The organism is Reyranella sp. (genome assembly GCF_965229815.1).
Classification (GTDB): domain Bacteria; phylum Pseudomonadota; class Alphaproteobacteria; order Reyranellales; family Reyranellaceae; genus Reyranella.
Map to the genome: position 1 here is coordinate 1,206,726 of NZ_CBDDJN010000006.1, position 26,853 is coordinate 1,233,578.

The following is a 26,853-nucleotide window of genomic DNA, read 5'->3' on the forward strand; positions in this document are numbered from 1 at the left end:
CCCTCCGCGGCCGGCCAGCGGCCCCGGCGAACCTACACCGCCTTGATCGCCGAGTCGCCTCGGCTACGATACGGCCGTCCGTTCGGGAGTTCCGTCCATGTCATCCCACGATCATAATCATGACCACGAGCACGGCTCGGAAATGTCGGAGCAGCAGCTCCGCGTCCGCGCCCTCGAAACCATCCTGACCGAAAAAGGCTATGTCGATCCGGCCGGCCTCGATGCCATCGTAGAGACCTACGAGACCAAGGTCGGTCCGCGCAACGGTGCGATGGTCGTGGCCAGAGCCTGGAGCGATCCCGCCTTCAAGCAGGCCCTGCTCAAGGACGCCACGGCCGCCGTCAGCACGCTCGGCCATGTCAGCCGCGTCGGCGACCATCTGGTCGCGGTCGAGAATACGCCGCAGCGCCACAACATGATCGTCTGCACGCTGTGCTCCTGCTACCCTTGGGAGATGCTCGGCCTTCCGCCGGTCTGGTACAAGTCGGCGCCCTACCGCTCGCGCGCCGTCAAGGACCCGCGCGGCGTGCTCGCCGACTTCGGCGTAACGCTGGCGAAGGACACGGAGGTCCGCGTCTGGGACTCGACGGCGGAGACCCGCTTCCTGGTGCTGCCCATGCGCCCGCCCGGGACCGAGGGCTGGAGCGAGGAGCAGCTCGCCGACCTCGTGACTCGCGATTCGATGATCGGCACCGGACTTGCGCGCGACCCGTCGGAGGTCACGCAATGAACGGCGTGCATGACATGGGCGGCATGGACGGCTTCGGCAAGGTCGAGGTCGAGAAGGACGAGCCGCCCTTCCACGAGACCTGGGAGGGCCGCGTCCTCGCGATGCAGCGCTCGATGGGCTACGCGGGCGCCTGGCACATCGACGACGGGCGCTTCGCCCAAGAGACTCTGCCGCCGCGTACCTATCTCGGCGCGTCCTACTACTGGCGCTGGGCGCTCGGGATGGAGAAGAACCTGCTCGAGCGCGGCCTGGTTACCCAGGAGGAGCTCGATGCCGGCCATTCCCTGAAGCCCGGCCGGAAGCTCTCGCGCACGCTGACCGAGGAGGTCGTGAAGGCCGGGCTGACGCGCAACACGTACTTCCGCCAGCAGCAGGCGCCCGCCCGCTTCAAGCGGGGCGACCGGGTGCGCACCCGGAACATCAACCCGCTCGGCCACACCCGCCTGCCGCGCTACGCCCGCGACAAGGAGGGCACGGTCGAGCTGATCCACGGCTGCCACGCCTATCCGGACTCGGTCGCCTCCAACAAGGGCGACGATCCGCAGTGGCTCTACACCGTGGTGTTCGACGGGCGCGAGATCTGGGGACCGAACTGCGATCCCACGCTCACCGTGTCGATCGACGCCTTCGAGCCCTATCTCGACCCGGCATGACCGACCGCGCCCCGATTCCCGTCCCCGGCATCCCCTGCGATGCCGAGGGTCCGGTGTTCCGCGAGCCCTGGGAGGCCCAGGCCTTCGCCATGACCCTGGCACTGCACCAGCGCGGCATCTTCACCTGGCCCGAATGGGCCGAGGCGCTCGGCACCGAGATCAAGCGCGCCCAGGCCGCCGGCGATCCCGACACCGGCCAGACCTACTACCGGCACTGGCTGGCCGCGCTGGAGCGGCTGGTCGCCGACAAGGGTGTCGCCGACACCGCCACCCAGGCGCGCTACCAGCATGCCTGGGAACATGCCGTCCACCGCACGCCGCACGGCGCGCCCATCGAGCTGCAGCCCCAGGATTTCGACTGACCATGCCCGCGTCCTACGACACTCATCGGCGACAGCTCGAGCTCATCCTGCGCGCCTGGGGCATGGCCGAACCGACCGCCGCCAGCACCGCCGAGATCATGAGCTGGGCCGACCTGCACGGCATCGACACGCACGGCATCTCGATGGTGCCGGTCTATGACGAGCGCCGTCGCGGCGGGAAGATCGACATGCGCGCCGAGCCGGACGTGCAGCGCCAGACCCCGGTCTCGGCGCTGATCGACGGCCGCGGCGGCCTGGGACACGCCAATGCCCGCCGCGCCATGGAACTCGCCATCGAGAAGGCGAAGACCTCCGGCATCGGCGTCGCCGCCGTGCGCAACTCGGCGCATTTCGGCGCCTGCGGCTTCTATGCGCTGATGGCGGTCGAGGCCGGGCTGATCGGCATGGTCACGACGTCGGCGAGCGGCATCCAGGTCTCGCCGACCCACGGCGCCCATGCCCGCCTCGGCACCGATCCGATCGCCTTCGGCGCGCCGGGCAAGCCGGGCGAGCCGTTCCTGCTCGACATGGCGACGACAACCGTCGCCGCCGGCAAGATCCGCAACAAGGCCAACGAGAACCTGCCCACCCCGCCGGGCTGGCTGGTGACCGCCGAGGGCAAGCCCAGCACCGACCCGCGCGAGGTCTCCAAGGGCGGCTTCATGACGCCGCTCGGCGGCACGCCCGAGGGCAGCAGCCACAAGGGCTACGGCCTGGCGGCGATGGTGAACATCCTGTCCTCGGCGCTGTCCGGCGCCACGATGATCACCGACCCGCAGCACACGAAGAAGCCGGGCACGATGGACATCGGCCATTTCCTGCTCGCGATGGACCCCGGCCTGTTCCGCGACGCCGCCGACTTCCGGGCCGACGTCGCCGCCTTCTGCGACACGCTGCGCGCCAGCCGGCCAGCCGATCCGGCGCGCCCCGTGATGGTCGCCGGCGATCCCGAGCGGCGCACCGCCGCCCAGAGGCTCGAGACCGGCATCCCGGTCGGGCCCAACCTCCTGGCCAAGGTGCGCGAAGTCGCCGTCGCTTCCGGCGCCCCGTGGATCATGGACGGCTGAGCCGTCGGATCATGGACGGCTGAGCCGGCGCAGCCGGCCTACAGGTACTTTGCCGGCCGGATAATGGCACGCCACATGTGCGCGACCGGGCTGTTGTCGAAGCCGAGCCCCTCCTCGGGCTGGCGGAAGTTGCGGCCGATGATGTCGGTGAACTCGTCGAGCTCGACATGCAGGTTGGGATCGAACGAGTAGATGTCGTGCAGCGTGATCTGGCGGCCCGACATGTACCATCTGTGGTTCCGCATCCGCTTGTAGTCCTCGTCGATATACGGGTCGGGACGATAGTCCTCGCCGAACAGCGTGACGTAGGATTGCGGGTATTCGTAGCCGACCGAGTCGTCGGCGTAGAAGCGCAGCACCTGGTGGGCGCGGATCGCCCACGTCACCTCCTCGTCGACATAGGGCTCGACGAGCTGGGCGCCCCAGTAGCCGTGGTCGCCACGGATGAAGCCGACGACGGCGATGTCGTGCAGCAGGCAGGCCAGCACCATCTTCTCCGGCAGGCCGGCGGTGACGGCATGGCGGGCGCTCTGCAGCAGGTGCATCGACGGGCCGAAGCGCAGGCGGAAGAAGTCGATCAGGGTCGGCTTCTCGGGCATGGCCGGCAGGCGCGGATCGTCGCCCATCAGCACATGGGCGCCCGGCCTTGCCTTCATGATGGCGCCGACATTGGGAAAGGGACCGGTGTCGCCCTCGGCCAGCATGTGCAGGCGGGACTTGGCAACGATGAGGTCGAGCTCCCTTGCCTGCTCGGCCTCGAGGGCGTCGGCGCGCTGCGACAGGCTCATGGCAACGGTCATGGCACGTCTCCTCGTTGTTGGTTGCGAGGAGCCTAGCACGCCGGCGCCGCCCGGGCATCCCGGCTGGGACCAGATCGCCTCTTTGGAGCGCGGACCTCCAGGTCCGCTCACGATCATGGTGCGGACCTGGAGGTCCGCGCTCCGACGTGCAGAGTGGCGCGCTCCCGGGTCAGAGCTCGACCGTCCCCGGATCGCGCTCGCGCCGCGGCACGGTGCGCAGCACCGAGAGGCCGGCGGCCACGACGGCAAAGACGATCAGCATCAGGAGCACGTGGCCGCTGCCGGCGACGAGCTGCGCCGGCGACGCATCGACCGTGCTGACACCCTCGCCCGCCGCGCGCAGCGAGAGGGCGAGCACGGCCGAGCTGCTGGCGATGCCGGCGCTTATGCCGAGAAAGCGGACGACGTTCACGATGCTGCCGGCCTCGCCGGTCTGCTCCTCCGGCGCCGTCGCCATGATGGCGCTGCTGTTGGGCGACACGAACAGCCCCTGCCCGATGCCGAACAGGCCGAGCCCCAGCATCACTTCCGGCAGGTGCAAGACCGTGCCGTCGAGGAAGAGGTAGAGCACGGCCAGTCCCGCGGCGCAGAGCGCCATGCCGGCGGTCGTGGCCGTGCGGGCGCCGAAGCGGTCGTAGAGGACGCCGCCGAGCGGCGCCAGCAGGCCCAGCATGACGGGGACGATCGAGAGCCGCAGGCCCGCCGCCAGCGCCGAATCGCCGTACACACGGACCAGCGTGAACGGGATGAGGAAGAACACGCCGAACAGAGTCGCATAGGACAGGAAGTTCGTGACGTTGCCGACCACGAAGGCGCCGCGCGTGAGCAGCTCGAAGTCGATCAGCGGCGTGGTCGCCCGGCGCTCGACCCGGACGAACACGATCAACAGGACGACCGCTGCCGCGCCACAGGCCAGGAAGGCCGGCGACGTCGGTCCCCAGGCATGGGCCTGGTTCAGCATGGTGACCAGCGCCGTGAGCGCTGGCGCGATCAACAGCGCGCCCTTCCAGTCGAAGCGCCCGCCGGCGGCGAGATGGTGCGTCTGGGGCAGCACGAACCAGCCCATCAGGGCGCCGGCCAGGCCCACCGGCACGTTGACCCAGAACGCCCAGTGCCAGTCGAGCGTATCGAGGATCACGCCGCCGATCGCCGGTCCCGCGCCGAGCCCGATCGCCTGCGCCGCCGACTGGAGCCCCAGCGCCCGTCCCCGCTGCTCGGGCCCGGCGGCCAGGACGACGATGGCGATGCTGTTGGCCGTCAAGAGAGCCGCGCCGACGCCCTGCAGCACGCGGAAGGCGATGAGCTCGGGCAGACTGGTCGCCAGGCCGCACAGCGCCGAGCCGATGACGAAGACGACGAAGGCGGACGTGTAGAGGAGCTTGCGGCCGATCATGTCGGCCAGCCGTCCGAACACCGGCATGAAGGCCGCCATGGTCAGAATGTAGGCGACCGCGACCCAGCTCACGACGTTCAGGGAAACGCCGAAGTCCGCCTCGAGCCGCGGCAGCAGCATCTGGGTCATGCTGGCGTCGACCTGGCCCATGAAGGCACCGATGCAGACCGTGCCGACGACGAGCCAGCGATAGGACGGCAGGCGCGCGACCGCGGGCAGCGGCGGCGGCTCGTGGCCGGACAGCACGGCCGCTCTGAGGGCGGCGAAAGACGCTGGTCCCGGCCCGGCCGGATCGCCGTCAGCCGGCGGCATCTGCCAGCACCATGTCCGCCGCCTTCTCGCCGATCATGATCGACGGCGCGTTGGTGTTGCCCGAGGTCAGGGTCGGCATGATCGAGGCGTCGGCGACGCGCAGCCCCTGCACCCCGTGGACGCGCAGCCGGGCGTCGACCACGGCGAGAGGATCCGATCCCATCTTGCAGGTGCCGACCGGATGATAGGTCGTCTCGGCGACCGCCCGGACCCAGTCGAGAATCTCGGAGTCGGTCGTGCGGTTGGGACCGGGCGCGGCCTCGGCCACCTGCAGCGGCGCCATGGCCTTCGCGGTCATGATGGCCCGCGCGATCCGCACGGCCCGCACCGTCAGTTCGCCGTCGACCGGTGCCGACAGGAAGTTGAAGTTGATCGACGGCGGGATGCGCGGATCGGCCGACACGACATGGATGTGGCCCCGGCTCTCGGGCCGCATCGGATGGGCGTAGCAGGTGACGCCCGACTGGCGGGCAATGCGCGGGCCGCGCGGGCCGGGCTCGGTGAACATCGGCACCCAGCCCAACAGCAGGTCGGGCGCGGCCAGCCCCTCGCGCGAGCGTACGAAGGCTCGCATCGGCGCCCCGACCATGGCCAGGAGACCGTCGCGGCGCACGGCATAGCGCAACGCCTGCCGCGCCAGGCCCAGCCCGCGGGCCGTGTCATTGTAGGTGATCCCGCGCGCGCCGACCGTCCAGCGGGTGCGCGGCGCATAATGGTCGCGCAGGTTCTCGCCGACGCCCGGCAGCGCATGACGCACCGCGATGCCGAGCCCGCGCAGCCGGTCGGGCTGGCCGATGCCCGAGAGTTCGAGGAGCTGCGGCGAGTTGATCGAGCCGCCGCTCACCACGATGTCGCGCGCGGCCCGCGCCTCGCGGTCGCCGCCCGGCACGCTGTAGCGCACGCCGGTACAGCGTGTGCCATCGAACACCAGTCCGGTGGCGAGCGCGCCGGTCTCGATGCGCAGGTTGGGCCGCCGGCGCGCCGGCTCGAGATAGCACTGGGCCGTGCTCATGCGCCGGCCGCCGGCGATCGTCGCCTGGCTCATGGCGATGCCGTCCTGGTGCGCGCCGTTGTAGTCGGGGTTGTAGGCAATGCCGACCTCGGCGGCGGCGGCGATCACCGCCTGGAAGAAGGCTTCGCGCGGCTGGGGATTGGTGACCCGAAGCGGCCCCTCGCGCCCGCGATAGGTGTCGTCCCCTTCCCCGGCGTAGCTTTCCATGCGCTTGAAGAAGGGCAGCACGTCGCCGTAGCTCCAGCCCTGGTTGCCGAGCTGCGCCCAGGTGTCGAAGTCCTGCGCCTGGCCGCGCACGAAGGCGAGGCCGTTGATGGCGCTCGAGCCGCCGAGCAGCCGGCCCCGCGGCACCGGGATGCGCCGGCCGCTGGTGGCCGCTTCGGGCTCCGAACTGTACAGCCAGTTGGCGGCCGGATTGGTCAGCAGGCGAGCGTAGCCGACCGGCAGGCGCGACCACGGATTGCTCGCCGGGCCCGCCTCCAGCAGCAGGACGCGGTGACGTGGATCGACCGACAGCCGGCTCGCCACCACGGCGCCCGCCGAGCCGGCACCGACCACGATGAAGTCGTAGGTGTTCATGGGGCGCTAGGTCCGCCTGTAGCGTGGTGACTTGAGATCAATCACCATCTTGCTGGAGGCGCGCCACTCCGTGCCGCTCATGGGATCTCGATACGAAGACGCGCCACGGAATGGCGCGCCCCCAGCAATGAGTCGATCCAATGTCATCACGCGCTACGCCGCCACGGCGACGCTCTTGAGTCGCGCGGCCCGCATCGGCCGCAGCACGAAGATCGCCAGGATGGCCGCAACGACGTTCATGCCCACAGCGACGGCGAACACCGTCTGCCAGCTTCCCGTCGCCATCACGACGGGTTCGACCAGGGGCACCAGGATGGCGGCCAACCCCTTGGCCGTATGCAGCATGCCGGCATTCGTCGTGGCGAAGGCCGAGCCGAAATAGTCGGTGCAGGCCGACGGAAAGAGGCTCGCCACCTCGCCCCAGGCGAAGAACACCGTGCTGGCCAGCAGCACGAACAGAACGGGGTGGTCGCCCCAGCGCGCAAAGGCGAAGATGCTGGCCGCCCCGAGTGAGAAAGCCAGGAACATCGCGTTCTCGCGACCGATATAGTCGGACAGCCACCCGCACAGGGGTCGCGCCACGCCGTTGGCGATGCGGTCGAGGGTGAGCGCGAAGGTGAGCGCCGGCAGCGTCACGCCCAGCAGCGTGACGTCGACGTCGGCGATCCTGAAGTCGATGGCGATGGTGGCGAGATGCGCGGTGAAGGTGAGGCCCGCCGCCGTCACCAGCAGCGACATCACGAACAGAAGCCAGAACAGTGGTGACTGCAGCACCTCGCGCGGCGCGAAGTCGCGGACGGACTGGGGAACGTGCGGTGCCGGCAGCACGAGGCCTTTCGCCGGCTTAACCAGCAGCAAAGAGGCCAACACGACCACGATGCCCTGCCCCAACCCGAACCACAGGAAGGCGGCCTCGAAACCGTGGACCTCGATCGTGGCGTGCAGCGGTATCACGGTCAGGCCCGATCCGAAGCCGTAGCCCGCGACCGTCAAGCCTGCCGCCAGCCCTCGGCGGTCGGGAAACCATTTCAGGGCGTTGCCGAGGCAGGTGCCGTAGACGCAGCCGGCGCCGATCCCGCCCAGCGCTGCGCCGAGATAGAGCAGCGCCAGCGAATCGGCGACCGAGTTCAGGCTCCAGGCCACCGCGACCAGCACGCCGCCCAGCAGGGCGACCGGCCGCGGGCCGAACCGGTCGACGAACCAGCCCTCGAAGGGCACGAGCCAGGTCTCGGTCAGGATGAAGATGGTGAAGGCGACCTGGATGGCGGCTCGGCCCCAGGCGTACTTTTCGTCGATGGGGTGCACGAAGAGCGTCCAGCCGTGCTGGAGGCTGGAGATCATCACCATGCAGACGATGCCGGCCGCCAGCTGCAGCCAGCGATTGTTCAGCAGCCCGGTCGACCGGCGACCGGAATCGGAAAGGACCATGCGACCGTCATTCTAGCGCTAGTTTTGCGCTTGGACATCGATTCCCGCGGCGGCCCGTTTCACAGGCCGGACACGGAACCGCAACATGCCCCCGCCAGCCTTGCCGCGCGGCGGCGACTGTCGGAAGGTCGCTGAAACGATTTCGGAGGAATGCGATCCATGACGGCTTCCCAGCTCGACAACCTCGTCGGCCTGCTGCGCGCCCGCCCGACGCCCGACGACCGCGATGTCGCGGCCGCGCGGGCCCGCTTCGAGAAGATGGCGGACTTCCTGGGCGGCGCGCCCGACGCGATCTGCGAGGCGGTGGATGCCGGCGGCGTGCCGGCCGAATGGGTGATGGCGCCGGGCGGCGATCCCCGCCGCGCGGTGCTCTACCTGCACGGCGGCGGCTATGCCATCGGCTCGATCAACACCCATCGCCGGCTGGCCTACGACCTCTCGGCCGCCTCGGGCGCCCGCGTGCTGGTGATCGACTACCGGCTGGCGCCCGAGCATCCCTTCCCCGCCGCCGTCGACGACGCCGCCGCGGCCTGGAGCTGGCTGCTGGAACAGGGCCTTGCCCCGAACCGGCTGGCGGTCGCGGGCGATTCGGCGGGCGGCGGCCTCACCATCGCCACCCTGGTCAACCTGCGCGACCGCAAGCTCGGCCTGCCGGCCTGCGCCGCGGCGATCTCGCCCTGGGTCGATCTCGAAGGCGTGGGCAACAGCATCACCGCGCGCGCGGCGCAGGATCCGATGGTGCAGAAGCCGGGCCTCTCGTGGATGGCGGAGATGTACCTCGCGGGCAAGGACGCGAAGGCGCCGCTCGCCGCGCCGCTGCACGCCGACCTTGCCGGCCTGCCGCCGGTGCTGGTCCAGGTCGGTACCGCCGAGACCCTGCTCGACGACGCGACCCGGATCGCCGAGAAGCTCCACGCCGCCGGCGTCGATGTCCGGCTGTCGGTCTGGCCGAACATGGTGCACGTCTTCCCGCTGTTCGCCCCGGTCCTGTCGGAGGGTCGGGACGGCTGCATCGAGATCGGCACCTTCATTCGCGCCAGGACGGCCTGACGCGTCCAGCGGCACGGCCCGGCGCGTCTACCGACAGCCCCAGTGAGGACCGCGATGTTCAAACGTGTCCTGATCGCCAACCGCGGCGAGATCGCCATTCGCATCGCCCGGGCGGCCTCGTCGCTCGGCATCGACTCCGCCGCGGTGTTCACGGCCGCCGATTCGGCATCCTTGCACACCAAGCTCGCCGGGACGGCGCATGAGATCGGTGCAGGCGGCGATGCGGTGCGCGGCTACCTCGACATCGACGCCGTCATCGCCGCGGCCAAGGCGAGCGGCGCGGACTGCGTCCATCCCGGCTATGGCTTTCTGTCGGAGAATGCCCGTTTCGCCGAGCGCTGCGCCGCCGAGGGCCTCACCTTCGTCGGCCCCTCGCCCGCCAGCCTGAAGCTTTTCGGCGACAAGGTCGCCGCGCGCGCGTTCGCGCAGGAGCAGGGCATTCCGGTCGTGCCCGGTGCGCCCAAGCTCGCCTCGGCGGCGGAGGCACGGTCCGTCGCCCAGTCCATCGGCTACCCGGTGATGCTCAAGGCCGCGGCCGGCGGCGGCGGGCGCGGCATGCGTCTCGTGTCCCGCCCGGAGGAAATGGACGAGGCCTTCGCCCGCTGCCAGGGCGAGGCCGAAGCCGCGTTCGGGGACAGCGCGCTGTTCCTCGAGAAGATCGTCCCCCGGCCGCGCCACATCGAGGTCCAGGTGCTGGGCGACGGCCACGGCAACGTCGTGCATCTCTTCGAGCGCGATTGCTCCGTCCAGTTGCGCAACCAGAAGGTCGTCGAGGTGGCGCCGGCGCCGAACCTCGACCCGGCCCTGCGCCGGCGCATCCTCGACGACGCCGTGACCCTCGCCCGCGCCGCGGGCTACGCCAATGCCGGCACCGTCGAGTTCCTGGTCGCGCCCGAGACCGGCGAGCACTTCTTCATCGAGTGCAATCCGCGCATCCAGGTCGAGCACACCATCACCGAGCAGGTCATGGGCCTGGATCTGGTCGAGACGCAGTTCCGCATCGCCGCCGGTGGCACCCTGGAGGCGCTGGGCCTCGCCGACCAGACGGCGGTCGGCACGCCGCGCGGCTTCGCCATCCAGGCCCGCGTGGTAGCGCAGGGCGCCGGCACGCTCACGGCCTACCGCGAACCCACGGGGCCCGGCGTCCGCGTCGACGCCTGCGGCTATGTCGGGCTGGCCCCGCCGCCGCAGTTCGATCCGCTGCTGGCCAAGCTGATCTGCCAGTCGAGCTCGTCGGGCAGCTTCACCTCGGCCGTCGAGCGCACCGAGCGCGCCCTCGACGAGTTCCAGATCGTGGGCGTCCCGACCAACCGCGACCAGCTGCGCGCCATCCTGGCCCACGCCGAGTTCCGCGCCGGCAATGCGCGCACCACGCTGCTGGCCGACGCGCTGGAAGCGCCGCGGAGCAAGTCGGGCACCCTGTCGTTCCTCGACCAGCAGGCCGCCGCGCTGGGGCGCGGCGCTGCCAAGGCAGCGCCACCGCGCCCGCTGCCGGTGCCGCCCGGCCATGAGGCAGTCGAGAGCCCCCACGCCGGCTCCCTGGTCGACATCAAGGTGCGGGAGGGCGGCCAGATCCGGGCGGGCGATCCCCTGTTCGTCGTCAGTGCGATGAAGATGGAGACATCCGTCACGGCCCCCTGTGCCGGCGTCGTCGCGGCGCTGGCGCCGCTTTCCGTCGGCGACGCGGTCGACGGCAGCCAGATCCTCGCAATCATCCGGCCGCTGGCCGGCGCTGCACGACCCGTCCAGGCCTTGAGCCCCGACGAGAGCTGGCAGCCGATGCTGGACAAGGTCGCCGCCCTGCAGGCGATCGCGCACCAGCGGCTGGCGCCCGGCTCGGCCGATCCCGGCGTGGTGCGCCAGCGCAACCGGCGCAAGCTCACCTGCCGCGAGCGCATCGACGCCCTGCTCGACCCCGGCAGCTTCCGCGAGGTCGGCAGCCTGGCGGGCTTCGCGAGCTTCGACGAAGATGGCAACGTCGCGGAGTTCACGCCGGCCAGCCATGTCGGCGGCCAGGGCCGCATCGACGGCCGCGCCTGCATCGTCTGCGCCGACGATTTCACCTCGCGCGGCGGCCACGCCGACGGCGCGATCGGCCAGAAGTCGCGCTATCTCGACAAGCTCGCGATCGAGCTGCGCGCGCCGTCGATCCGCCTGCTCGACGGCTCATCCGGCGGCGGCAGTGTGGCCACCATGGTGCCCAAGCAGGACGGCTCCGCGTCGGTCAAGGAGAGCACCGGCGCGATCAAGGCCGGGCGGCCGCGGGTGGTGGGCGGCGGCGGCTCGTTCCTGCCGGGCCATCTCGGCAGCACCTTCTACACCGAGCAGCTCGCCACCGTGCCGGTGGTCAACCTGCTGCTGGGCAGCGTGGTCGGCATCGGCGCCGCCAAGGCCGTGCTGGGCCACTTCTCGGTGATGGTGCGCGACATCTCGCAGCTCTTCGTCGCCGGGCCACCGGTGGTCAGCCACGCCATGGGCTACGACGTCACCAAGGAGGATCTCGGCGGCTGGCACATTCACTGCCGCAACGGGTCGGTCGACAACCTCGCCGAAAGCGAGGAGGACGCGATGGCGCAGACGCGGCGCTTCCTGTCCTACCTGCCGCCCAGCGTCCACGAGGCGCCGCCGGTCACGCGGTGCGCCGACCCGGCCGACCGCCGCGAGGAGGAGCTCCTGACCCTGGTGCCGCGCAAGCGCACGGCAACTTTCGACATCCGCCGCGCCATCCGCCTGATCGCCGACAGGGACTCGTTCTTCGAGATCGGTCCGCTGTGGGGGACCGACCAGGTCGCCGGTTTCATCCGCATGAACGGCTTCCCGATGGGCGTCATCGCCTCGGACAGCCGGCACGTGAACGGCGGCGCCCTGACCGCCGACGGCTGCGACAAGCTCAGGCGCCACATCGATCTCTGCGACCTCTTCCACCTGCCGCTGCTGAACCTGGTCGACAATCCGGGCTTCGCCGTCGGGATCGAGCACGAGATCGCCGGGACCATCCGCAAGGGCGGCGAATGGATGGTGGCCTTCGCCCAGGTCACGATGCCGATCTACACCGTGCTGATGCGGCGCAGCTTCGGCGTCGCGGGCAACAACTATGCGACGCCGCGCTCGGCGGTGTCGACGCGCATCGCCTGGCCGTCGGCCGACGTCGGCGGCATCCCGCCCGAGGGCGGCATCGAGGCGGCCTACAAGCGCCAGCTCGCCGAGTCGGCCGATCCCGCCGCGCTCCGGGCCGAGATCAATGCCCGCATCGAAAGCGTGCGCGGCCCGATCGAACCGCTCAACCGCTTCGAGGTCGAGGAGATGGCCGACCCGCGCGACACGCGCCGGCTGGTCTGCGAGTGGATCCCCGACGCCTGGCGCATCGTCAGCCAGCCATCACGCCTGGTGCCGCGGCCGCTGCAGTTCAGGCCGTAGTCTTGCCCGACCGCGGGCCTCCACTTCTGTCGTCCTGAGCGCAGCGAAGGACCTCATCGCCGCCTGCAACCGGCATGAGATCCTTCGCTACGCTCAGGATGACAGGAAGCGGCAAGCCGGCGCACGGCTGGCCGACGAGGATCACCGAGCCTCAAGGCTCGCCCCCATCTGTCGTCCTGAGCGCAGCGCCTGCCCTGAGCGTGGCCGAAGGGAAGGACCTCATCGCCGCTTGCAACCGGCATGAGATCCTTCGCTGCGCTCAGGATGACGGCGCGGTGACCGCCGCGCCGTCACTCCTGCGGGTAGCGCCACGGCTTGGCGGGCTGCTTGGCGTCCTCGTCGATCGTCCAGTGCGGGATGGCGAGCCCCGGCGCCACGTCGGCGAAGACCATGCGCACGCGCATGCCGATGCCGACGCGCTTCACCATGTCGGGCGGCGCCAGCGTGCCGTCCGCGGTCGTGAGGTTGCCCGCGACCCGCAGCGCCTCCTGCTCGCTCGGCTTGCCCTTCTGGATATCGAGGTCGACGAGCAGAATGAGATAGGGCGTGTGCGCCTTGAAGGCCGGCTGGATGGCGTGATGGACCTCAGTATAGGAATGCACCGCGCCCTTGCCCTCGACCGGCACCCATTGCGAGCGCGGGCTCATGCACCACGGGCAGGCCGTGGTCGGCGGATAGCGCAGCAGGCTGCAGGCCTCGCACTTCTGCAGGTGGAAGTCGTGCGCCGCGCAGTGCCTGAAGAAGGCGAGGTTCTCGACGTCGAGATCGTTGATCTCGAGCGGCATGCCGAGATAGGTGCCCTGGATTCCCATCGTCCCCTCCCCGCTCAGCCGCGCCGCATGACCATGGCCGAGCCCGTGCCGGGATTGGCCCAGCCCAGGTTGGCGGTCAGCTCCACGTTCTTGACCTGGCGGCAGCCGCCCTCGCGATAGTCGTAGGTGTGCCGGCGCTTGCCGTCCGGCCCGACCGGGCAGGAATCGTCGGCGTCGTGCCGGAGCTGGCGCACGTTCTCGATCACCATGTTGAGCCCGTGCGTGTAGCCCTCGCAGAGATGGCCGCCGCTGGTGTTGTTGGGCCGCCGGCCGCCCAGCCGGATCGTGCCGTCGCTGACATACGCGCCGCCCTCGCCCTTCTTGCAGAAGCCGTAATCCTCGAGCTGCAGCATGGTGGTGAAGGTGAAGGCGTCGTAGGAGCCCGTGACGTCGATGTCCTCGGGACCGACCCCGGCATTGGGCCACAGGATGTCGCGCGCATAGTGGCCGGCCACGGTCGAGATCGGCCCATGCTGGTAGTGCATGTCGGTGCGCGGCTTGCTGCAGCGGCCGACGACCCCGCGGATCAGCGCCGGCGGATGGCGGCAGTCGCGCGCCCGATCCGCGCGGGTGACGATCAGCGCCGTGCCGTTGTCGGTCTCGACGCAACAGTCGAGCAGGTGCAACGGCTTGCAGATGAAGCGGCTGTTCAGCACGTCGTCGACCGTGTAGCGCTGCTTGTAGAAGGCCTTGGGATTGTTCGAGGCGTGCTCGCTGTGGATCGCCTTGACCGCCGCCACCTGCTCGGGCCGCGTGCCGTAATCGTGCATGTGGCGCATGAAGGTCGGCGCGAACATCTGGCCGGCGCTCTGCCAGCCGTAGGCCCGCATGTGCAGCGCGTCGCCCGACACCGGCGCCGCGGCGCGCGCGCCGGTGCCGCCGATGCGTACCTGGGAGAAGCCGTTCATGGCGCGGAAGATCACGACGGCCTTGCACATGCCGGCTTCCATCAGGCCCATCGCCATGCCGACCAGCGCCTCGGTCGAGGACCCGCCGCCGAACACGTCCATGTAGAAGTTGAGCCTGAGCCCGAGATCGCCGGCGATGAAGGTCGAGAAGGTCGAATCGCCGGACTGGTAGCTCAGCATGCCGTCGATGTCGGCGGCCTTCAGCCCGGCATCCTCGATGGCGTTGCGCACGGCCCAGGTCCCGAGCGCGCGGGTCGTGATCCCCGAGCCGCGGGTGTAGGTCGTCTCGCCCACGCCCACGATGGCGTACTTGTCGCGCAGGTACTTCGGACTCGTAGTGTCGGTCTCGGCCGGCATCGGCATGGCGTCCTCCCTTTGCTTGACCGTTGGAGGATACAATACGACGGTGCGCGACAAACGGCGCCGCCTGCTGTCCGCAGTGCGGCTCAACCGGAGGACCGTCAGGTGAGCCCAAATCCGTTGCGCTGGGAATCGCAGGCGCCGATCCGCTATCCCGATCCCGACATCGTCGTTCTCGATCCCCGCTTCCGCCACCTCGTCGTGCCGATGGCCGCGATCGAGCGCATCGCCACCGGCTTTCGCTTCACCGAGGGGCCGGCCTGGTATGGCGACGGGCGCTACCTGCTGTTCTCCGACATTCCCAACGACGCGCTGCTGCGCTGGGACGAGATCACCGGCGCCACGGCCACGCTGCGCCAGCCGGCGGGCTATCCCGACGGGAACACGCGCGACCGCCAGGGCCGCCTGGTCACCTGCGAGCTCGGCAGCCGCACGCTGACGCGCACCGAGCATGACGGCACGGTGACGGTGCTGGCCGCCTCGTTCGAGGGCACGCGGCTCACCGGGCCCAACGATGTGATCGTGAAGTCCGACAGCACGATCTGGTTCAGCGACAACGGCGCGGGCATCCGCGGCAACTATCTCGGCGACAAGGCGCCGAAGGAGATGCCCTATCGCGTCTACCGGCTCGATCCCGCGACGGGCTCGCTCACTGTCGCGATCGACGACATGGAGCGTCCCAACGGGCTCTGCTTCTCGCCGGACGAAAAGCGCCTCTACGTGGTCGATACGCCCGACGGCACGCGCGTCACCCGCGTCTACGACATGGTCGACGGCGTGCCGAAGAACGGCCGGCTGTTCTTCGACCAGACGCCGGGCTTCGCCGACGGTATCCGCTGCGACACCGAGGGCAATGTCTGGGCCGGTTTCTCCGGCGGCGAGGGCGAGGATGGCGTCGCGGTCTTCGCACCCGACGGCACGCTGATCGGCCGCATCCTGCTGCCCGAGCGCTGCGCCAACCTGTGCTTCGGCGGCCGCAAGCGCAACCGCCTGTTCATGACCGCGAGCCAGTCGGTCTATGCGCTCTACGTCGAGGCGATCGGCGTCGCGGGCGGTTAGGCCTTCCTCCCCAGCGAAGCTGGGGAGGCGTCGCCGTCATACGGCGACGGAGGGGTCATGAGCATCATCACTGGCGCTCATGCCCCCTCCGCCCCTTCGGGCACCTCCCCAACGCGGAGTCCGCGTTGGGGAGGAAGGCGGCCGTCAGTGTTTCCTCGTTTCAAATTCGTGGAACTCGCTCATGAAGGGCGCGGCCACGGCGGCGTTCAGCTTGCAGTCGAGGAACACCGGGCCGTCGGGCTTCGCCAGCAGCGGAGCGGCCTTCTTCAGGTCGTCCAGCGTGCGGATGGTCAGAGCCTGGAAGCCGAAGGCCTCGGCGATCGGCGCATAGTCGACGTCGGGGAATACCGACTTGGCCACCGGCAGGTCGCGCATCTTGAGGAAGTGCAGCTCCGCCCCGTAGGCACAGTCGTTCATCAGGACGATGACCAGCGGCAGGTCCTCGCGCACCACGGTCTCGAGTTCGCCCATGGTCATCAGGAAGCCGCCGTCGCCGATCACCAGCACCGTGGTCTCGTCGGGCCTCGCCCGGGCGACGCCCAGCGCGGTGCCGAAGCCCAGCCCGATCGAGGCGAAGTCGCTGGTGAGCTTGAAGCGGCCGGGATCGGGCACCGAGAGATAGGGCACGATGCCGAGGAAGTTGCCGGCGTCGTAGACCAGATTGCGGCGGGCCGGTAGCAAGGTCTCCAGCGCCACGCCGAGCGCCCGCGGATCGAGCGTGCGGGCCGTGTTGGCCGGCTCGAAGTCGCGGGCGATGTCGAAGCCCGCGAGGAAGCCCAGCGTCTCCTCCGAGCGGAACGGCCGGTCGGCGTTCGAGCCCGGCGGCAGCGCCTCGAGCAGCGCCTGGGCCGCCAGCTTCGCGTCGCCGACGACCGAAACGTCGGCCGGATGCCAGCGCCCGATATGGCCGGCATCGGTGTCGACCTGGATCAGCGGCACCTTGGGCAGCGAATGGCCGAAGCTCATGGTGAGCAGGTTGAGCCCGGCGCCGAACACCACGACCGCATCGGCCTGGTCGACCATGCGCCGCGCCGCCGAATGGGAGAAGGAGCCGACGATGCCGAGATTGGCGGGATGGCCGCGGAACATGTCCTTGCCGCGCGCCGAGGTGGCGAGCAGCGCGCCGATGCGGTCGCCGAGCCGGACGATCTCTTCCTTCGCGCCGGCACGATGGGCACCGAGCCCGGCCAGGATCAGCGGCTTGCGGCTCTGGCGCAGCAGCGCCGCCGCCGCCTCGATGGCCTGCGGCCGCGGCGCCGCCGGCGGGCGGTCAGCCGGCAGCGCCGGAGGCGGCGCCGAGGCGCCCTCCTCCATCGCCGCGAGCTGGACGTTGACCGGCAGCAGCAGCGCCGCCGCGCCGCCCTGCATCGCGGCCCGCGCGGCATCGGCCAGTGCGCCACGTGCGGTCCGCGGGCTCGACGCCACGAAGGTGCGCAGGCCGGCCGAGCTCAGCACGCCGGTGGCATTGAAGCCCTTGTAGTCGGGGCCGATCCCGTTCGGCGCGCCCGACGGCGTCGAGGCCTCGCCGAAGATGATCAGCACGCGCGAGCCGGTGCGGCTGGCATAGGTCGCGGCGTGCAGCCCGTTGGCGGTCGCCGGCCCACGCCCGATCACCGCCACGCCCAGCCCGTCGGTCGCATAGGCGTAGCCCTCGGCCATGGCGATGGCGGCGTTCTCGTGCCGCGCGCCGTAGAAGCGGATGCCGGAACTGTCGATGGCGGTGGCGAACACCGCCGTGTCGTCGCTCATCAAGCCGAAGACCTCGCGCACGCCCAGCGCCTTGAGGTCGTCGACCAGCGCCTCGTAGGTCGCGGTCATGGTCGGTCTCCTGTCATGTGAGTGGCGGACACGGTGCCGCTGTCATCCCGAGCGAAGTGACAGTCTTGCCGGGGCCGCCTACGGCAGGGCCGCGAACGGCTGGCCCCACTTGTCCTGGTAGACGAACTCCTTCATCGCGCCGCGGCCGACGGGACCGAACTTGCCCATCGGATAGCCGATCGGGAGGATGGCGTAGGAATGGACGCCCTCGGGCAGGCCGAGCGCCGCATCGGCCTCCTTCTCGAAGATCATGTGGCGCGTGGTCAGCGTCGTGCCGAGCCCCAGCGCGCGGCAGGCCAGGATCATGTTCTGCACCGCCGGATAGATCGACGAGCCGGACATGCGGTTGGGAGCCGCGCCGTCCTCCAGGCAGGCGACGATCCAGACCGGCGCCTCGTGGTAGTGGTCGGTGAGGTACTCCACGGCAGCGTGCTGGCGGCGGTACTTCTCCGCGTCGCTGCCCGGCGGGGGCGCGCTCGAGCTGTAGCGCGGACCGATGACCTCGTCGTAGGCCTTCTTGTAGATGACCTGGACGGCCTTCTTGATCTTGGGATCCTTGACCACAAGGAAGCGCCATTTCTGGTTGTTGCCGCCGTTCGGCGCGTAGAGGCCCGCGCGCAGCACCTTCGCGATCAGCTCGTCGGGCACGGGATCCGGCTTGAGACGCCGCATCGCACGGCACGATTCCATGATCTCGAACAGCTCGGGCATGTCTCTTCTCTCCTTGGAGCGCGGACCTCCAGGTCCGCTCATGACTCTTGAAGGGCGGACCTGGAGGTCCGCGCTCCGATGATCAGCCGCGCAGCACCTGGCCGGCCTTGGCCTCGGTCAGCGTGCCCTGGTCCCAGGTCACGGCGCCGTTGACGATCGTGTACTCGACGCCCCTCGAGGGCATGACGATGCGCTTGGCGCCGCCCGGCAGGTCGTAGCGGCGCTCGCCGTGGTTCTTCGAGCCGATGCTGGCGGGATCGAAGATCGCGACGTCGGCCGGCGCTCCCTTGGCCAGGCGGCCGCGGTCGGCGAGGCCGAACAGGTCGGCCGGGTCGGAGGTGAGCTTGCGCACTCCTTCCTCCAGGGTGATCGCCTCCTTCTCGCGAACCCAGGTCCCCAGGAGGTAGGTCGGGTAGCCGGCGTCACACAGCATGTCGACATGGGCGCCGCCGTCGCCCAGCGCCATCAGGATGGATTTGTTGTTCAGGAGCTCGCGCATGCGGTCCTCGCGCGTGTTCCACGACGCCATGGTGAGCTCGCACTCGAGATCGTCGGCCAGCACCAGGTCGAGGAAGGCGTCGACGCCGTCCTTGCCCTGCTCCTGCGCGATCTGGGCCACCGACTTGCCCTCCCACTGCTTGAGCGCCGGATTGCGCACGTTGTAGACGCCGATGCGGCCCCAGTTGCTGAAGCCGGTCGGGTTCTTCAGGTCCTCGCGGAACTGGTTGCGGAAGGCGGGATCGGCATAGACGCGCTTGTTCGCCTCCTTCGACATGTCGGCGAACACCCGCTTCCAGGCCGGAAAGGCGGCGAAGGCGAACGGGTTCTTCATGTCGACCTCGCGGGTCAGCGGCAACGGCGAGGTCTGCGGCCGCGCGCCCTTGGCGATCATCGGCGCGGCGCGGCGCAGCGTGTCGCGCACCGCCTCGGGAATGTCGTCGCGGTCGAACAGGGCGATGAAGGTCACCGGCCGGCCGCTCTCCTCCAGCAGGAAGTCGAGCAGCTCGCACTGGTCCTGCTCCAGCACGCCGACCTGGCGGGTGAGCGCGATCTCGATCGCGCCCTTGCCGCGCCGCTTGAGCTGGTTGGCGTAGGCCTTCATCTCCTCGCGGCTGGCGTTGCGGCAGGCCAGCGGTTTGCCCTCGAAGCCCATGTGCTGGTTGAGCGTCGTCGAGGAGAAGCCGAGCGCGCCGGCATCGACCGCCTCGCCGATCAGGGAGGCGATCTTCGCGGTCTCCTCCGGCGTCGCGGCGCGCTCCATCGAGGCCTCGCCCATCACGTAGTGGCGGAACGGGGTGAGCGGCGCGATGAAGGCGAGGTTGAGCGAAGGCTTGCGCGCCGCCGCGGCGTCCATGAACTGCGGGAAGGTCTCCCAGTCCCAGGTGATGCCCTTGTTCAGCACGTCGAACGGGATGCCCTCGACGTTCACCAGGTCGCGCATGGCGATCTCGCGCGTCTCGGGCTTGCAGGGCGCGATGCCGACGCCGCAATTGCCCATCACCACGCTGGTGACACCGTGCCACGACGAGGGCGTGACCGCGCCGTCCCAGCAGATCTGGGCGTCGTAGTGGGTATGGGGATCGACGAAGCCGGGGGCCACCACCAGCCCGTCGGCGTCGATCGTGCGCTTCGCGGACTCGCTGACCTTGCCGATCTCGGCCACCTTGCCGCCGGCGATCGCGACATCGGCCTGATAGCGCGGGGCGCCCGTGCCATCGACCACGATGCCGTTCCTGATGACGAGATCGTAGCTCATCGTTTCCTCCGGTTGGTTGACGGGAATCCTACACCGGGCGCGGCGGCCCGCACGCATGCGAAATGCAGGCCCGAGGCTCCCGTTTGCGGGGCCCTTCCGCCGGCGCGGCGCGGCTGGCGGGCGGCCGCCATCTTGCCTAGAGTGGCCCGACGCTTTCGGGGGATCGATGACACAATCATTGCGGGTGACGTTGGGCAGCTTCGGCGGCCTGGCGTTCTGGGCCGCGAGCCCGGCGCTCGCCCAGGCCACCGCGGCGCCGGCCGGCGGCACCTTCCTGCACACGATCACCGAGCGGCTCGAGCACACGCTGCGGCACGGCCCCGCCCTCGCCGAGCACCTGGCGCTCCTCCCCGGCCTGCTGGGCGGCCGCGCCCTTCTCCTCCTGGCGGTGCTGGTCGCCGCCGGCCTGCTGGCCGAGGCGGTCTTCCGCGCGGTGCTGCAACGCCTGGTCCTGCGGCGCGGCGGCACCGACGGGGCGGAGTCCTTCCGCACCGTCGCGGTCGCGGCGCTGATCGATCTCGGGGCGCTGGTGGCGCTGTGGCTGGCCGGCCGCGCCGTGCTGGCCGAGCTCGGCGATCCGCAGTCCATGGCGGGCCAGCTCGGCCGCCAGGTCCTGATGGGCCTGGTTCACTGGCGGGCCTTCGGCCTGCTGTTCCGAATCTGGCTGCGGCCCGCCGTGCCGGGCGCCCGCTTCGCGCCGGTCGACGACGCCATGGCGCGGCGGCTGCTGCTCGGCCTCAACCTCATGATCCTGCTGCCGCTCACCGCCGACAGGCTCGAGCAGGCGCTGCTGACGACGGGCGCCGGCGCCCATGCCACGGCCGTCGCCATCCTCTTCTGGGGCACCGCCGTCTCGCTCGCGCTGCTCGCCATCGTCTGGACCCGCCGCCACGACATGGCGGCCTGGCTCGCCGCCATGGTCTCCGAAGGCGCGCTGGCGCGGAAGCTCAAGCTCGACGCGGCGCGCAACTGGTGGATCCTCGCCCTCGCCTTCTATGCCGCGACCGGGCTGGCCGAGCTCTGGGGCGAGCTGGCGGGGAGCGACACGGCCGCCGACGGCATGGACACGATCGAAACGGCGCTGATCGCGCTGCTCCTGTTCGAGACGGCGATGTACCGCTTCACGCGCCACATCCGGACCGAGCTGCCGATGGCCGGCGACGTCGTCTCCGACTGCCTGCGGCTGGCCGTCCGCCTCTACATCGTGATCGTGATCGCGGGCGCCCTGATGGTGCGGGTGCTGGGCGCCGAGACGCCCGAGGCCTGGGCCGTGCACGACCGCGGCGCCAAGATGGCGGCGCTGACCGCGGTCGTCATCTACGCCTTCTGGCGCTTCCTGCGCTTCCGCATGGATTCCTACATCGCCGCCAACCCGCTGCCCTCGGCCGACGTGAGCGGCACGGCCGAGGACGAGGTCCGCGTCGCCGCCTCGCGTCTGCGCACCCTGATGCCGCTGCTGCGCGTCGTGTCCGGCGTCACCATCGCCATCTTCGGCACGCTGCTCGTCCTGTCCGAGCTCGGCGTCAACATCACGCCGCTGATCGCCGGCGCCTCGGTGCTGGGCCTCGCCGTGTCCTTCGGCAGCCAGTCGCTGGTGCGCGACGTCGTGTCGGGCGTGTTCTTCCTGGCCGAGGATTCCTTCCGCATCGGCGAGTATGTCGACTGCAGCAAGGTGAAGGGCGTCGTCGAGGGCTTCAGCGTGCGCTGCCTGAAGCTGCGCCACCAGAACGGCCAGCTTCACATCGTGCCGTTCGGCCAGGTCGGCCATATCACCAACTTCAGCCGCGACTGGACCGTCATCAAGTTCAACCTCGCCTTCGCCCCCGGCACCGACGTCGAGCTGCTGCGCAGGACGGTGAAGAAGATCGGCCTCGACCTGATGGAGGATCCGACCCTCAAGCCCATCCTGATCCAGCCGCTCAAGATGCAGGGCGTCGTCGACATCAAGGACAGCCAGCTCATCGTCCGCTTCAAGTTCATGGCCAAGCCCAAGAACCCGAGCCAGGTCCAGCGCCTGGCGATCCGGCGCATGTACGACGCCTTCCCGGCGCTCGGCATCCGCTTCGCCCAGCCGGTCTTCCCCTTCGCCATGCCGGGCGCCGCGATGCCCGGCGCGCCAGTTCCGGCGCCGCCCGCCGTTCCGGCGCCGCCGCCCGCGGCCGAGGTCAAGGCCGCGGAGTGAGCCCGGCCCTCAACCGTCGGTGGTCCGCATCCGATTGACCGGCGCCGCCTCCGGGCCGATCATCGATCGAGGGAGGACACGATGGCCCTGACCTACATCCTCTGCCTCGTCGGCGCCGCCGTGATCATCGGGTTGGGCAAGCCCCTGATGGACCGCCTGCTGCGGAGGATCTGGCCGCTGTCGCCGCGCCAGCAAGAGGCCGAACACTTCCTCGAACAGGCCCGTCGCCGCGTCGACCGCCTGCGCTGACGGAACCGCGAAGGTCCAAAGCGGGTTGGACTTTCCGGCGTTGACAGCGGCGGCACATGGTGGCTCGATTCGCGGAGGCCACTGGACACGGAGGTCTTGCATGCTTCCACCGGGTCAACGGGCCGCGATGATTGCCGAGGCAGGCGTTCGGGCATCGGCATAGCGGCACCTCGCGAACGGCACGCCGGGAGCGGCCCCCACGGGTCGCATCAGTCGGGCGAGACCCACCTTCGGCCGCTCCCGACGCGCAGTCTTCTGTCCCCCGATCGTCGCCCTGCGCCGCGGTTTCTCCCCATCCCCGTTTGACAGTGCGCGTGAACGCCCGCTAGCTTTCCGGCAGGCAGAAGAAACGTGTTGCCCGTCCTCCCGACCGCCGGTTGGCGCTTCGGGACGGCGAGGACGATGCGGCTTCGGCCGACGGGAGGAAAAGATGGCAAACCAGATGTCGGGCGCCCGGCGCCTCGCGTGCGTTCTGCTTTCCGCGTCCCTCGCCGCCCTCGCCTCTGCCGCCCAGGCGCAGAAGGCCGAGGTCGTGTTCAGCGCCGGCCCGACCGGCGGCAGCTGGACACCGCTTGCGGCATCGATCTCTCAGGTCGTCCACAGCCGCGATCCGGACCTCACCGTGCAGGTCGAGCCGGGCGCCGCCCTGGTCAACATGGAGAAGCTGCGCACCGACAAGGCCGACATCGGCTGGTCGATGACGACGGTCGTCGCCGACGCCCGCGGCGGTGTCGGCCAGTTCGCCGGCAAGCCGACGGACAAGGCGCTGTTCGTCGCCAACTTCTACCCCAACGTCTGGCAGCTCGTGGTGCCGGCGGGCAGCGACATCAAGAGCGTCAAGGACCTCAAGGGCAAGCCGGTGGCGCTGCCGGCGCGCGGCAACACCAGCCTGGCCGCCGGCTGGGAGTACGTGCTCAAGATCAACGGCATGACGCTGGCCGATCTCGGCCCCAAGAGCTACGGCCCGGTCGCCTCCAACGCCGAGGCGGTGAAGAACCGCCAGGCCATGGCCGCCGGCTGGTTCACCGTCGTCCCCGGCTCGTTCGTCCTCGACCTCGGCTCGACCATGCCGCTGCGCATGCTGGGCATCACCGAGGCCGAGTTCGACGCGCTGAAGAAGATCAACGCCGGCTTCGCCCGCTACACGGTGAAGCCCGGCGTCTACAAGGACCAGGGCATCGAGGCCGCGGTCAACACCTTCCAGTCGCCGACCATCCTCATGGCCTCCTCGCGCGTGCCGCCCGAGGTGATCTATCGCCTGACCAAGGCGATCGTCGAGGGACGCGGCGAGTTCGCCAACGTCGTCAAGGTGATGAAGGACGTCACGCCGGCCGACATGGCGACCAACTTCGACATCCCCTACCACCCGGGCGCCGAGAAGTACTTTCGCGAAGCGGGGCTGCTGAAGAAGTAGCGGGAGGCGGGCGATGCGCAAGCTCGCCGGCTATGCCGGTCTGGTGGTGGGCATCGTGGCGGTCGCGATGTCCGCCTACCACATCTACGTGCGGCTGACGATCTACGCGCCCGACCAGCAGGCCCTGCTGTTCATCACGCTGGGCTTCAGCCTGGTCCTGTCGTTCCTCGTCTGGCCGGCCCGCGGCGAGCGCACGAAGGAGCGCATCCCGTGGTCCGACCTCGGCCTGGCGCTGCTGTCGCTCGCCTGCGTCGGCTACATGCTGGTGCGCTACGACTACATCGTGAACCGCTTCCCGACCGCCGATTCGCTGTCGACGCTCGACATGGCGGTCGGCATCACCGGCATGCTGCTGGTGCTGGAGGCGACGCGCCGCACCATCGGCGCCTCGCTGCCCATCGTGGCCCTGGTCTTCCTCGTCTACGCCCTGGCCGGGCAGGGCATGCCGGGCTTCCTGCACCATCGCGGCCTCACCGCCGAGGTCACGGTCGACCAGAGCTGGTTCACCACCGAGGGCGTGTTCGGCGTGCCCCTGTCCGTCGCCGCGACCTACGTCATCCTGTTCATCATCTTCGGCACCTTCCTCGAGCGCTCGGGCGCCGGCCAGTTCTTCATGAACTTCGCCAACGCCATCGCCGGCGGCGCGCGCGGCGGCCCCGGCAAGGTCGCCGTGGTCTCGTCCAGCATGTTCGGCACGATCTCCGGCTCGGCCGTCGCCAACGTCATGGTCGACGGCTGGCTCACCATCCCGATGATGAAGAAGACCGGCTTCAAGCCCGAGGCCGCGGCGGCGATCGAGGCGGTGGCCTCGACCGGCGGCCAGATCATGCCGCCGATCATGGGCGCGGCGGCCTTCGTCATGGCCGAGTTCCTGGGCGCCAGCTACACCGATGTCATGATCGCCGCGGCGATCCCGGCGCTGTTCTACTACGGCGCCCTGTTCGCGGCGATCCACTTCAACGCCGTGCGCTCGGGCCTGAAGGGGCTGCCGCGCGAGGAGCTGCCGATCCTGCGCGAGATCATGGTCCGGCAGGCCCATCTCTTCCTGCCGGTGATCGTGCTGCTCGGCCTGCTGCTGCTGGGCTTCACGCCGACCTACGGCGCCATCATCGCCACCGCCGCCCTGATCGTCATCTCCTGGATCCGGCCCTCCACCGGCCTCAGGCCGCTCGCCTGCATCGAGGCGCTGCGCGACGGCGCCCTCAACACCGTGCCCGTGGCCATGGCCTGCGCCAGCGCCGGCATCGTGATCGGCATCGTGCTGCAGACCGGGCTGGCGCTGCGCTTCACCGCCTTCCTGATCGACTTCACCTACGGCCAGCTCCTGATCGCGCTGCTGATCACCATGGTGGCCGGCGTGATCCTCGGCATGGGCATGCCGACGACGCCCGCGTACATCATGCAGGCGGCGCTCCTGGTGCCGGCCCTCATGAAGCTCGGCGTCGAGCCGATGGCCGCCCACATGTTCGCCTTCTACTTCTCCTGCCTGTCGGCCGTGACGCCGCCGGTCGCGCTCGCCGTCTATGCCGCCGCCTCGATCGGCGGCGCGAGCCTTTGGGGATCGGGCGTGCAGGCCGTGAAGTTCGCCGCCGCCGGGTTCATCGTGCCCTTCTTCTTCGTCTTCAACCCGGCGCTGCTCTTCTCCGGCTCGTGGGACGAGATCCTGCGCGCCATCGTCACCGGCACGATCGGCGTCATCGCCCTCGCCGCCGCGATGGAGGGCTTCCTGCTGCGGGCCGCCGGCTGGGTGGAACGCGCCCTGCTGCTGGCCGCCGCCTTCCTGCTGATCGATCCCGATGCGCTGACCGACGCGATCGGCCTCGTCCTGCTCGCGGTCGCGGTGGCGAGCCAGAAGCTGCGCGCCGTCGAGAGTCCCCGTCCGGCGGAGTGAGACCATGGACCGCGCCCAGCTCGCCGTGCTGACCCTGATCGCCGCGATCGTGCTCGGCGGCACGATCGCCTACGGCGTGATGCGGATCTACGCCTGAGGGAAGGTGCGCGCCCCGGCCAGCGCCAGCCGGATCGTCCCGCGCCGGCGGTCGACGGCCGCCCCGTGGCGCGCCGCGAGGTCGAGCAGCAGGCGGTTGTGGGCGAGGATCTCGGCCCCCGACGCATCGCGGCCGAACTCGGGATTGAGCTTGAGGTCGATCGTGCCGGGATAGCGGAGCTGGTTCGCGACGAGATCGTTCAGGAAGAAGCGCCACTCCTCCAGCGACCAGTAGACGCGCCGCCCGCCCTCGTCCGGCCTGTCGTTGAACGTGACGTCGTGGGCGACGACGAGATCGAAGCGCGCCGCCGGCGCCGGCAGCTTTCTTCCCGGCTCGACGCGGAACACCGTGCGCTCCACCCCGAGACAGTCGGCGATGCCCTGGTAGACGGGATTGTCGATGTCGAGCGCCACGACCTCGTGGCCGAGGAAGCGGCAGACGAAGGGGAAATGCCCGCCGCCGGTCCCGATGTCGAGGATGCGGCGGCGCGGTCCCTCGTGCAGGCCGAGCGCCCGCGCCACCATCAGCTTCTGCAGCGTGTAGAAGGCGACGTCGAGATACTTGTAGCCCGCCACCGCCGAGGCCTGCCCGCTCGCCGCTTCATGCTCCCGGCGCAGCCGCTCGAGGCGGTCCGCATCGACCGTCGCGATCAGAGCCCGCAGCGTCTCCACGATCTCGCGACGCCGGGGACGCCAGCGCAGCGTCCGCTCGACGGTCGCGAGGCGCTCGGAGAGCGGGCTTGTCGGGTCGGCCTGCGTCATTTCACGGTTCCACGGCCGGTCATTGCAGCAGC

The 26,853-nt window shown here is 70.1% G+C and carries 21 protein-coding genes; 11 read left to right on the plus strand and 10 right to left on the minus strand.

What is annotated here, in order from left to right:
- Nucleotides 1-97: 97 nt before the first annotated feature.
- The 4 genes from nthA to ACO073_RS17185 are packed head-to-tail and all read left to right on the plus strand — an operon-like array spanning nucleotide 98 to nucleotide 2,812.
- The gene (nthA, locus tag ACO073_RS17170) at nucleotides 98-730 is read left to right on the plus strand and encodes a nitrile hydratase subunit alpha (RefSeq protein WP_421998898.1); all 633 of its coding nucleotides are present in this window, start codon (nucleotides 98-100) and stop codon (nucleotides 728-730) included.
- Nucleotides 727-1,383 (plus strand): nitrile hydratase subunit beta, encoded by a 657-nt coding sequence (gene nthB / locus ACO073_RS17175; protein WP_421998899.1) that lies wholly within the window; start codon nucleotides 727-729, stop codon nucleotides 1,381-1,383. The genes nthA and nthB overlap by 4 nt, the downstream gene beginning before the upstream one ends.
- Nucleotides 1,380-1,745, plus strand: a complete 366-nt coding sequence (locus ACO073_RS17180) for a nitrile hydratase accessory protein (RefSeq protein ID WP_421998900.1) — start codon at nucleotides 1,380-1,382, stop codon at nucleotides 1,743-1,745. Before nthB ends, ACO073_RS17180 begins: the two co-directional genes overlap by 4 nt.
- Nucleotides 1,746-1,747: 2 nt before the next feature.
- Nucleotides 1,748-2,812 (plus strand): Ldh family oxidoreductase, encoded by a 1,065-nt coding sequence (locus ACO073_RS17185; protein ID WP_421998901.1) that lies wholly within the window; start codon nucleotides 1,748-1,750, stop codon nucleotides 2,810-2,812.
- A gap of 38 nt (nucleotides 2,813-2,850) precedes the next feature.
- On the opposite strand, the gene ACO073_RS17190 is transcribed toward ACO073_RS17185, so the two are convergent.
- The 4 genes from ACO073_RS17190 to oxlT all read right to left on the minus strand — a co-directional run bounded on the left by ACO073_RS17190 (nucleotide 2,851) and on the right by oxlT (nucleotide 8,336).
- Complete coding sequence (locus tag ACO073_RS17190; protein WP_421998902.1) at nucleotides 2,851-3,612, minus strand: hypothetical protein; 762 nt, start codon at nucleotides 3,610-3,612, stop codon at nucleotides 2,851-2,853.
- 169 nt (nucleotides 3,613-3,781) lie between these two features.
- Nucleotides 3,782-5,317 (minus strand): MFS transporter, encoded by a 1,536-nt coding sequence (locus ACO073_RS17195; RefSeq protein WP_421998903.1) that lies wholly within the window; start codon nucleotides 5,315-5,317, stop codon nucleotides 3,782-3,784.
- Nucleotides 5,304-6,908 (minus strand): GMC family oxidoreductase, encoded by a 1,605-nt coding sequence (locus ACO073_RS17200; protein ID WP_421998904.1) that lies wholly within the window; start codon nucleotides 6,906-6,908, stop codon nucleotides 5,304-5,306. Before ACO073_RS17200 ends, ACO073_RS17195 begins: the two co-directional genes overlap by 14 nt.
- Before the next feature lie 153 nt (nucleotides 6,909-7,061).
- Entirely contained in the window at nucleotides 7,062-8,336 is a 1,275-nt protein-coding gene (gene oxlT, locus ACO073_RS17205) for an oxalate/formate MFS antiporter (RefSeq protein ID WP_421998905.1), read from the minus strand.
- A gap of 159 nt (nucleotides 8,337-8,495) precedes the next feature.
- Between oxlT and ACO073_RS17210 the strand changes: the two genes are divergently transcribed.
- Nucleotides 8,496-9,386 (plus strand): alpha/beta hydrolase, encoded by an 891-nt coding sequence (locus ACO073_RS17210; RefSeq protein WP_421998906.1) that lies wholly within the window; start codon nucleotides 8,496-8,498, stop codon nucleotides 9,384-9,386.
- Nucleotides 9,387-9,440: 54 nt separating this feature from the next.
- Nucleotides 9,441-12,803, plus strand: coding sequence for a carboxyl transferase domain-containing protein (locus tag ACO073_RS17215; protein WP_421998907.1), 3,363 nt, complete (start codon nucleotides 9,441-9,443; stop codon nucleotides 12,801-12,803).
- A 290-nt stretch (nucleotides 12,804-13,093) separates the two neighbouring features.
- Here the strand turns inward: ACO073_RS17215 and ACO073_RS17220 are convergent, their stop codons facing one another.
- Together ACO073_RS17220 and ACO073_RS17225 are read right to left on the minus strand one after the other, a co-directional pair.
- Nucleotides 13,094-13,615, minus strand: a complete 522-nt coding sequence (locus tag ACO073_RS17220; protein ID WP_421998908.1) for a Zn-ribbon domain-containing OB-fold protein — start codon at nucleotides 13,613-13,615, stop codon at nucleotides 13,094-13,096.
- Between the two features lie 14 nt (nucleotides 13,616-13,629).
- Nucleotides 13,630-14,886: a thiolase C-terminal domain-containing protein gene (locus ACO073_RS17225; RefSeq protein ID WP_421998909.1), complete on the minus strand. Its 1,257-nt coding sequence runs from the start codon at nucleotides 14,884-14,886 to the stop codon at nucleotides 13,630-13,632.
- Between the two features lie 102 nt (nucleotides 14,887-14,988).
- Here ACO073_RS17225 and ACO073_RS17230 point away from each other — a divergent pair, with 102 nt between their 5' ends.
- Entirely contained in the window at nucleotides 14,989-15,942 is a 954-nt protein-coding gene (locus ACO073_RS17230; RefSeq protein WP_421998910.1) for an SMP-30/gluconolactonase/LRE family protein, read from the plus strand.
- A gap of 144 nt (nucleotides 15,943-16,086) precedes the next feature.
- On the opposite strand, the gene ACO073_RS17235 is transcribed toward ACO073_RS17230, so the two are convergent.
- The 3 genes from ACO073_RS17235 to ACO073_RS17245 form a co-directional block, all read right to left on the minus strand.
- Nucleotides 16,087-17,760 (minus strand): thiamine pyrophosphate-binding protein, encoded by a 1,674-nt coding sequence (locus ACO073_RS17235; RefSeq protein WP_421998911.1) that lies wholly within the window; start codon nucleotides 17,758-17,760, stop codon nucleotides 16,087-16,089.
- A gap of 78 nt (nucleotides 17,761-17,838) precedes the next feature.
- Entirely contained in the window at nucleotides 17,839-18,471 is a 633-nt protein-coding gene (locus ACO073_RS17240) for a nitroreductase family protein (protein ID WP_421998912.1), read from the minus strand.
- Between the two features lie 82 nt (nucleotides 18,472-18,553).
- Nucleotides 18,554-20,227, minus strand: a complete 1,674-nt coding sequence (locus ACO073_RS17245; protein ID WP_421998913.1) for an N-acyl-D-amino-acid deacylase family protein — start codon at nucleotides 20,225-20,227, stop codon at nucleotides 18,554-18,556.
- Between the two features lie 184 nt (nucleotides 20,228-20,411).
- Here ACO073_RS17245 and ACO073_RS17250 point away from each other — a divergent pair, with 184 nt between their 5' ends.
- The 4 genes from ACO073_RS17250 (at nucleotide 20,412) to ACO073_RS17265 (ending at nucleotide 25,963) form a co-directional block, all read left to right on the plus strand.
- Entirely contained in the window at nucleotides 20,412-22,409 is a 1,998-nt protein-coding gene (locus tag ACO073_RS17250; RefSeq protein ID WP_421998914.1) for a mechanosensitive ion channel domain-containing protein, read from the plus strand.
- Nucleotides 22,410-22,490: 81 nt separating this feature from the next.
- Entirely contained in the window at nucleotides 22,491-22,658 is a 168-nt protein-coding gene (locus tag ACO073_RS17255) for a hypothetical protein (protein ID WP_421998915.1), read from the plus strand.
- A 430-nt stretch (nucleotides 22,659-23,088) separates the two neighbouring features.
- Nucleotides 23,089-24,072 (plus strand): TAXI family TRAP transporter solute-binding subunit, encoded by a 984-nt coding sequence (locus tag ACO073_RS17260; protein ID WP_421998916.1) that lies wholly within the window; start codon nucleotides 23,089-23,091, stop codon nucleotides 24,070-24,072.
- A gap of 13 nt (nucleotides 24,073-24,085) precedes the next feature.
- Entirely contained in the window at nucleotides 24,086-25,963 is a 1,878-nt protein-coding gene (locus tag ACO073_RS17265; protein ID WP_421998917.1) for a TRAP transporter permease, read from the plus strand.
- Between the two features lie 87 nt (nucleotides 25,964-26,050).
- On the opposite strand, the gene ACO073_RS17270 is transcribed toward ACO073_RS17265, so the two are convergent.
- Complete coding sequence (locus ACO073_RS17270) at nucleotides 26,051-26,821, minus strand: class I SAM-dependent methyltransferase (RefSeq protein ID WP_421998918.1); 771 nt, start codon at nucleotides 26,819-26,821, stop codon at nucleotides 26,051-26,053.
- Nucleotides 26,822-26,853: the final 32 nt, after the last annotated feature.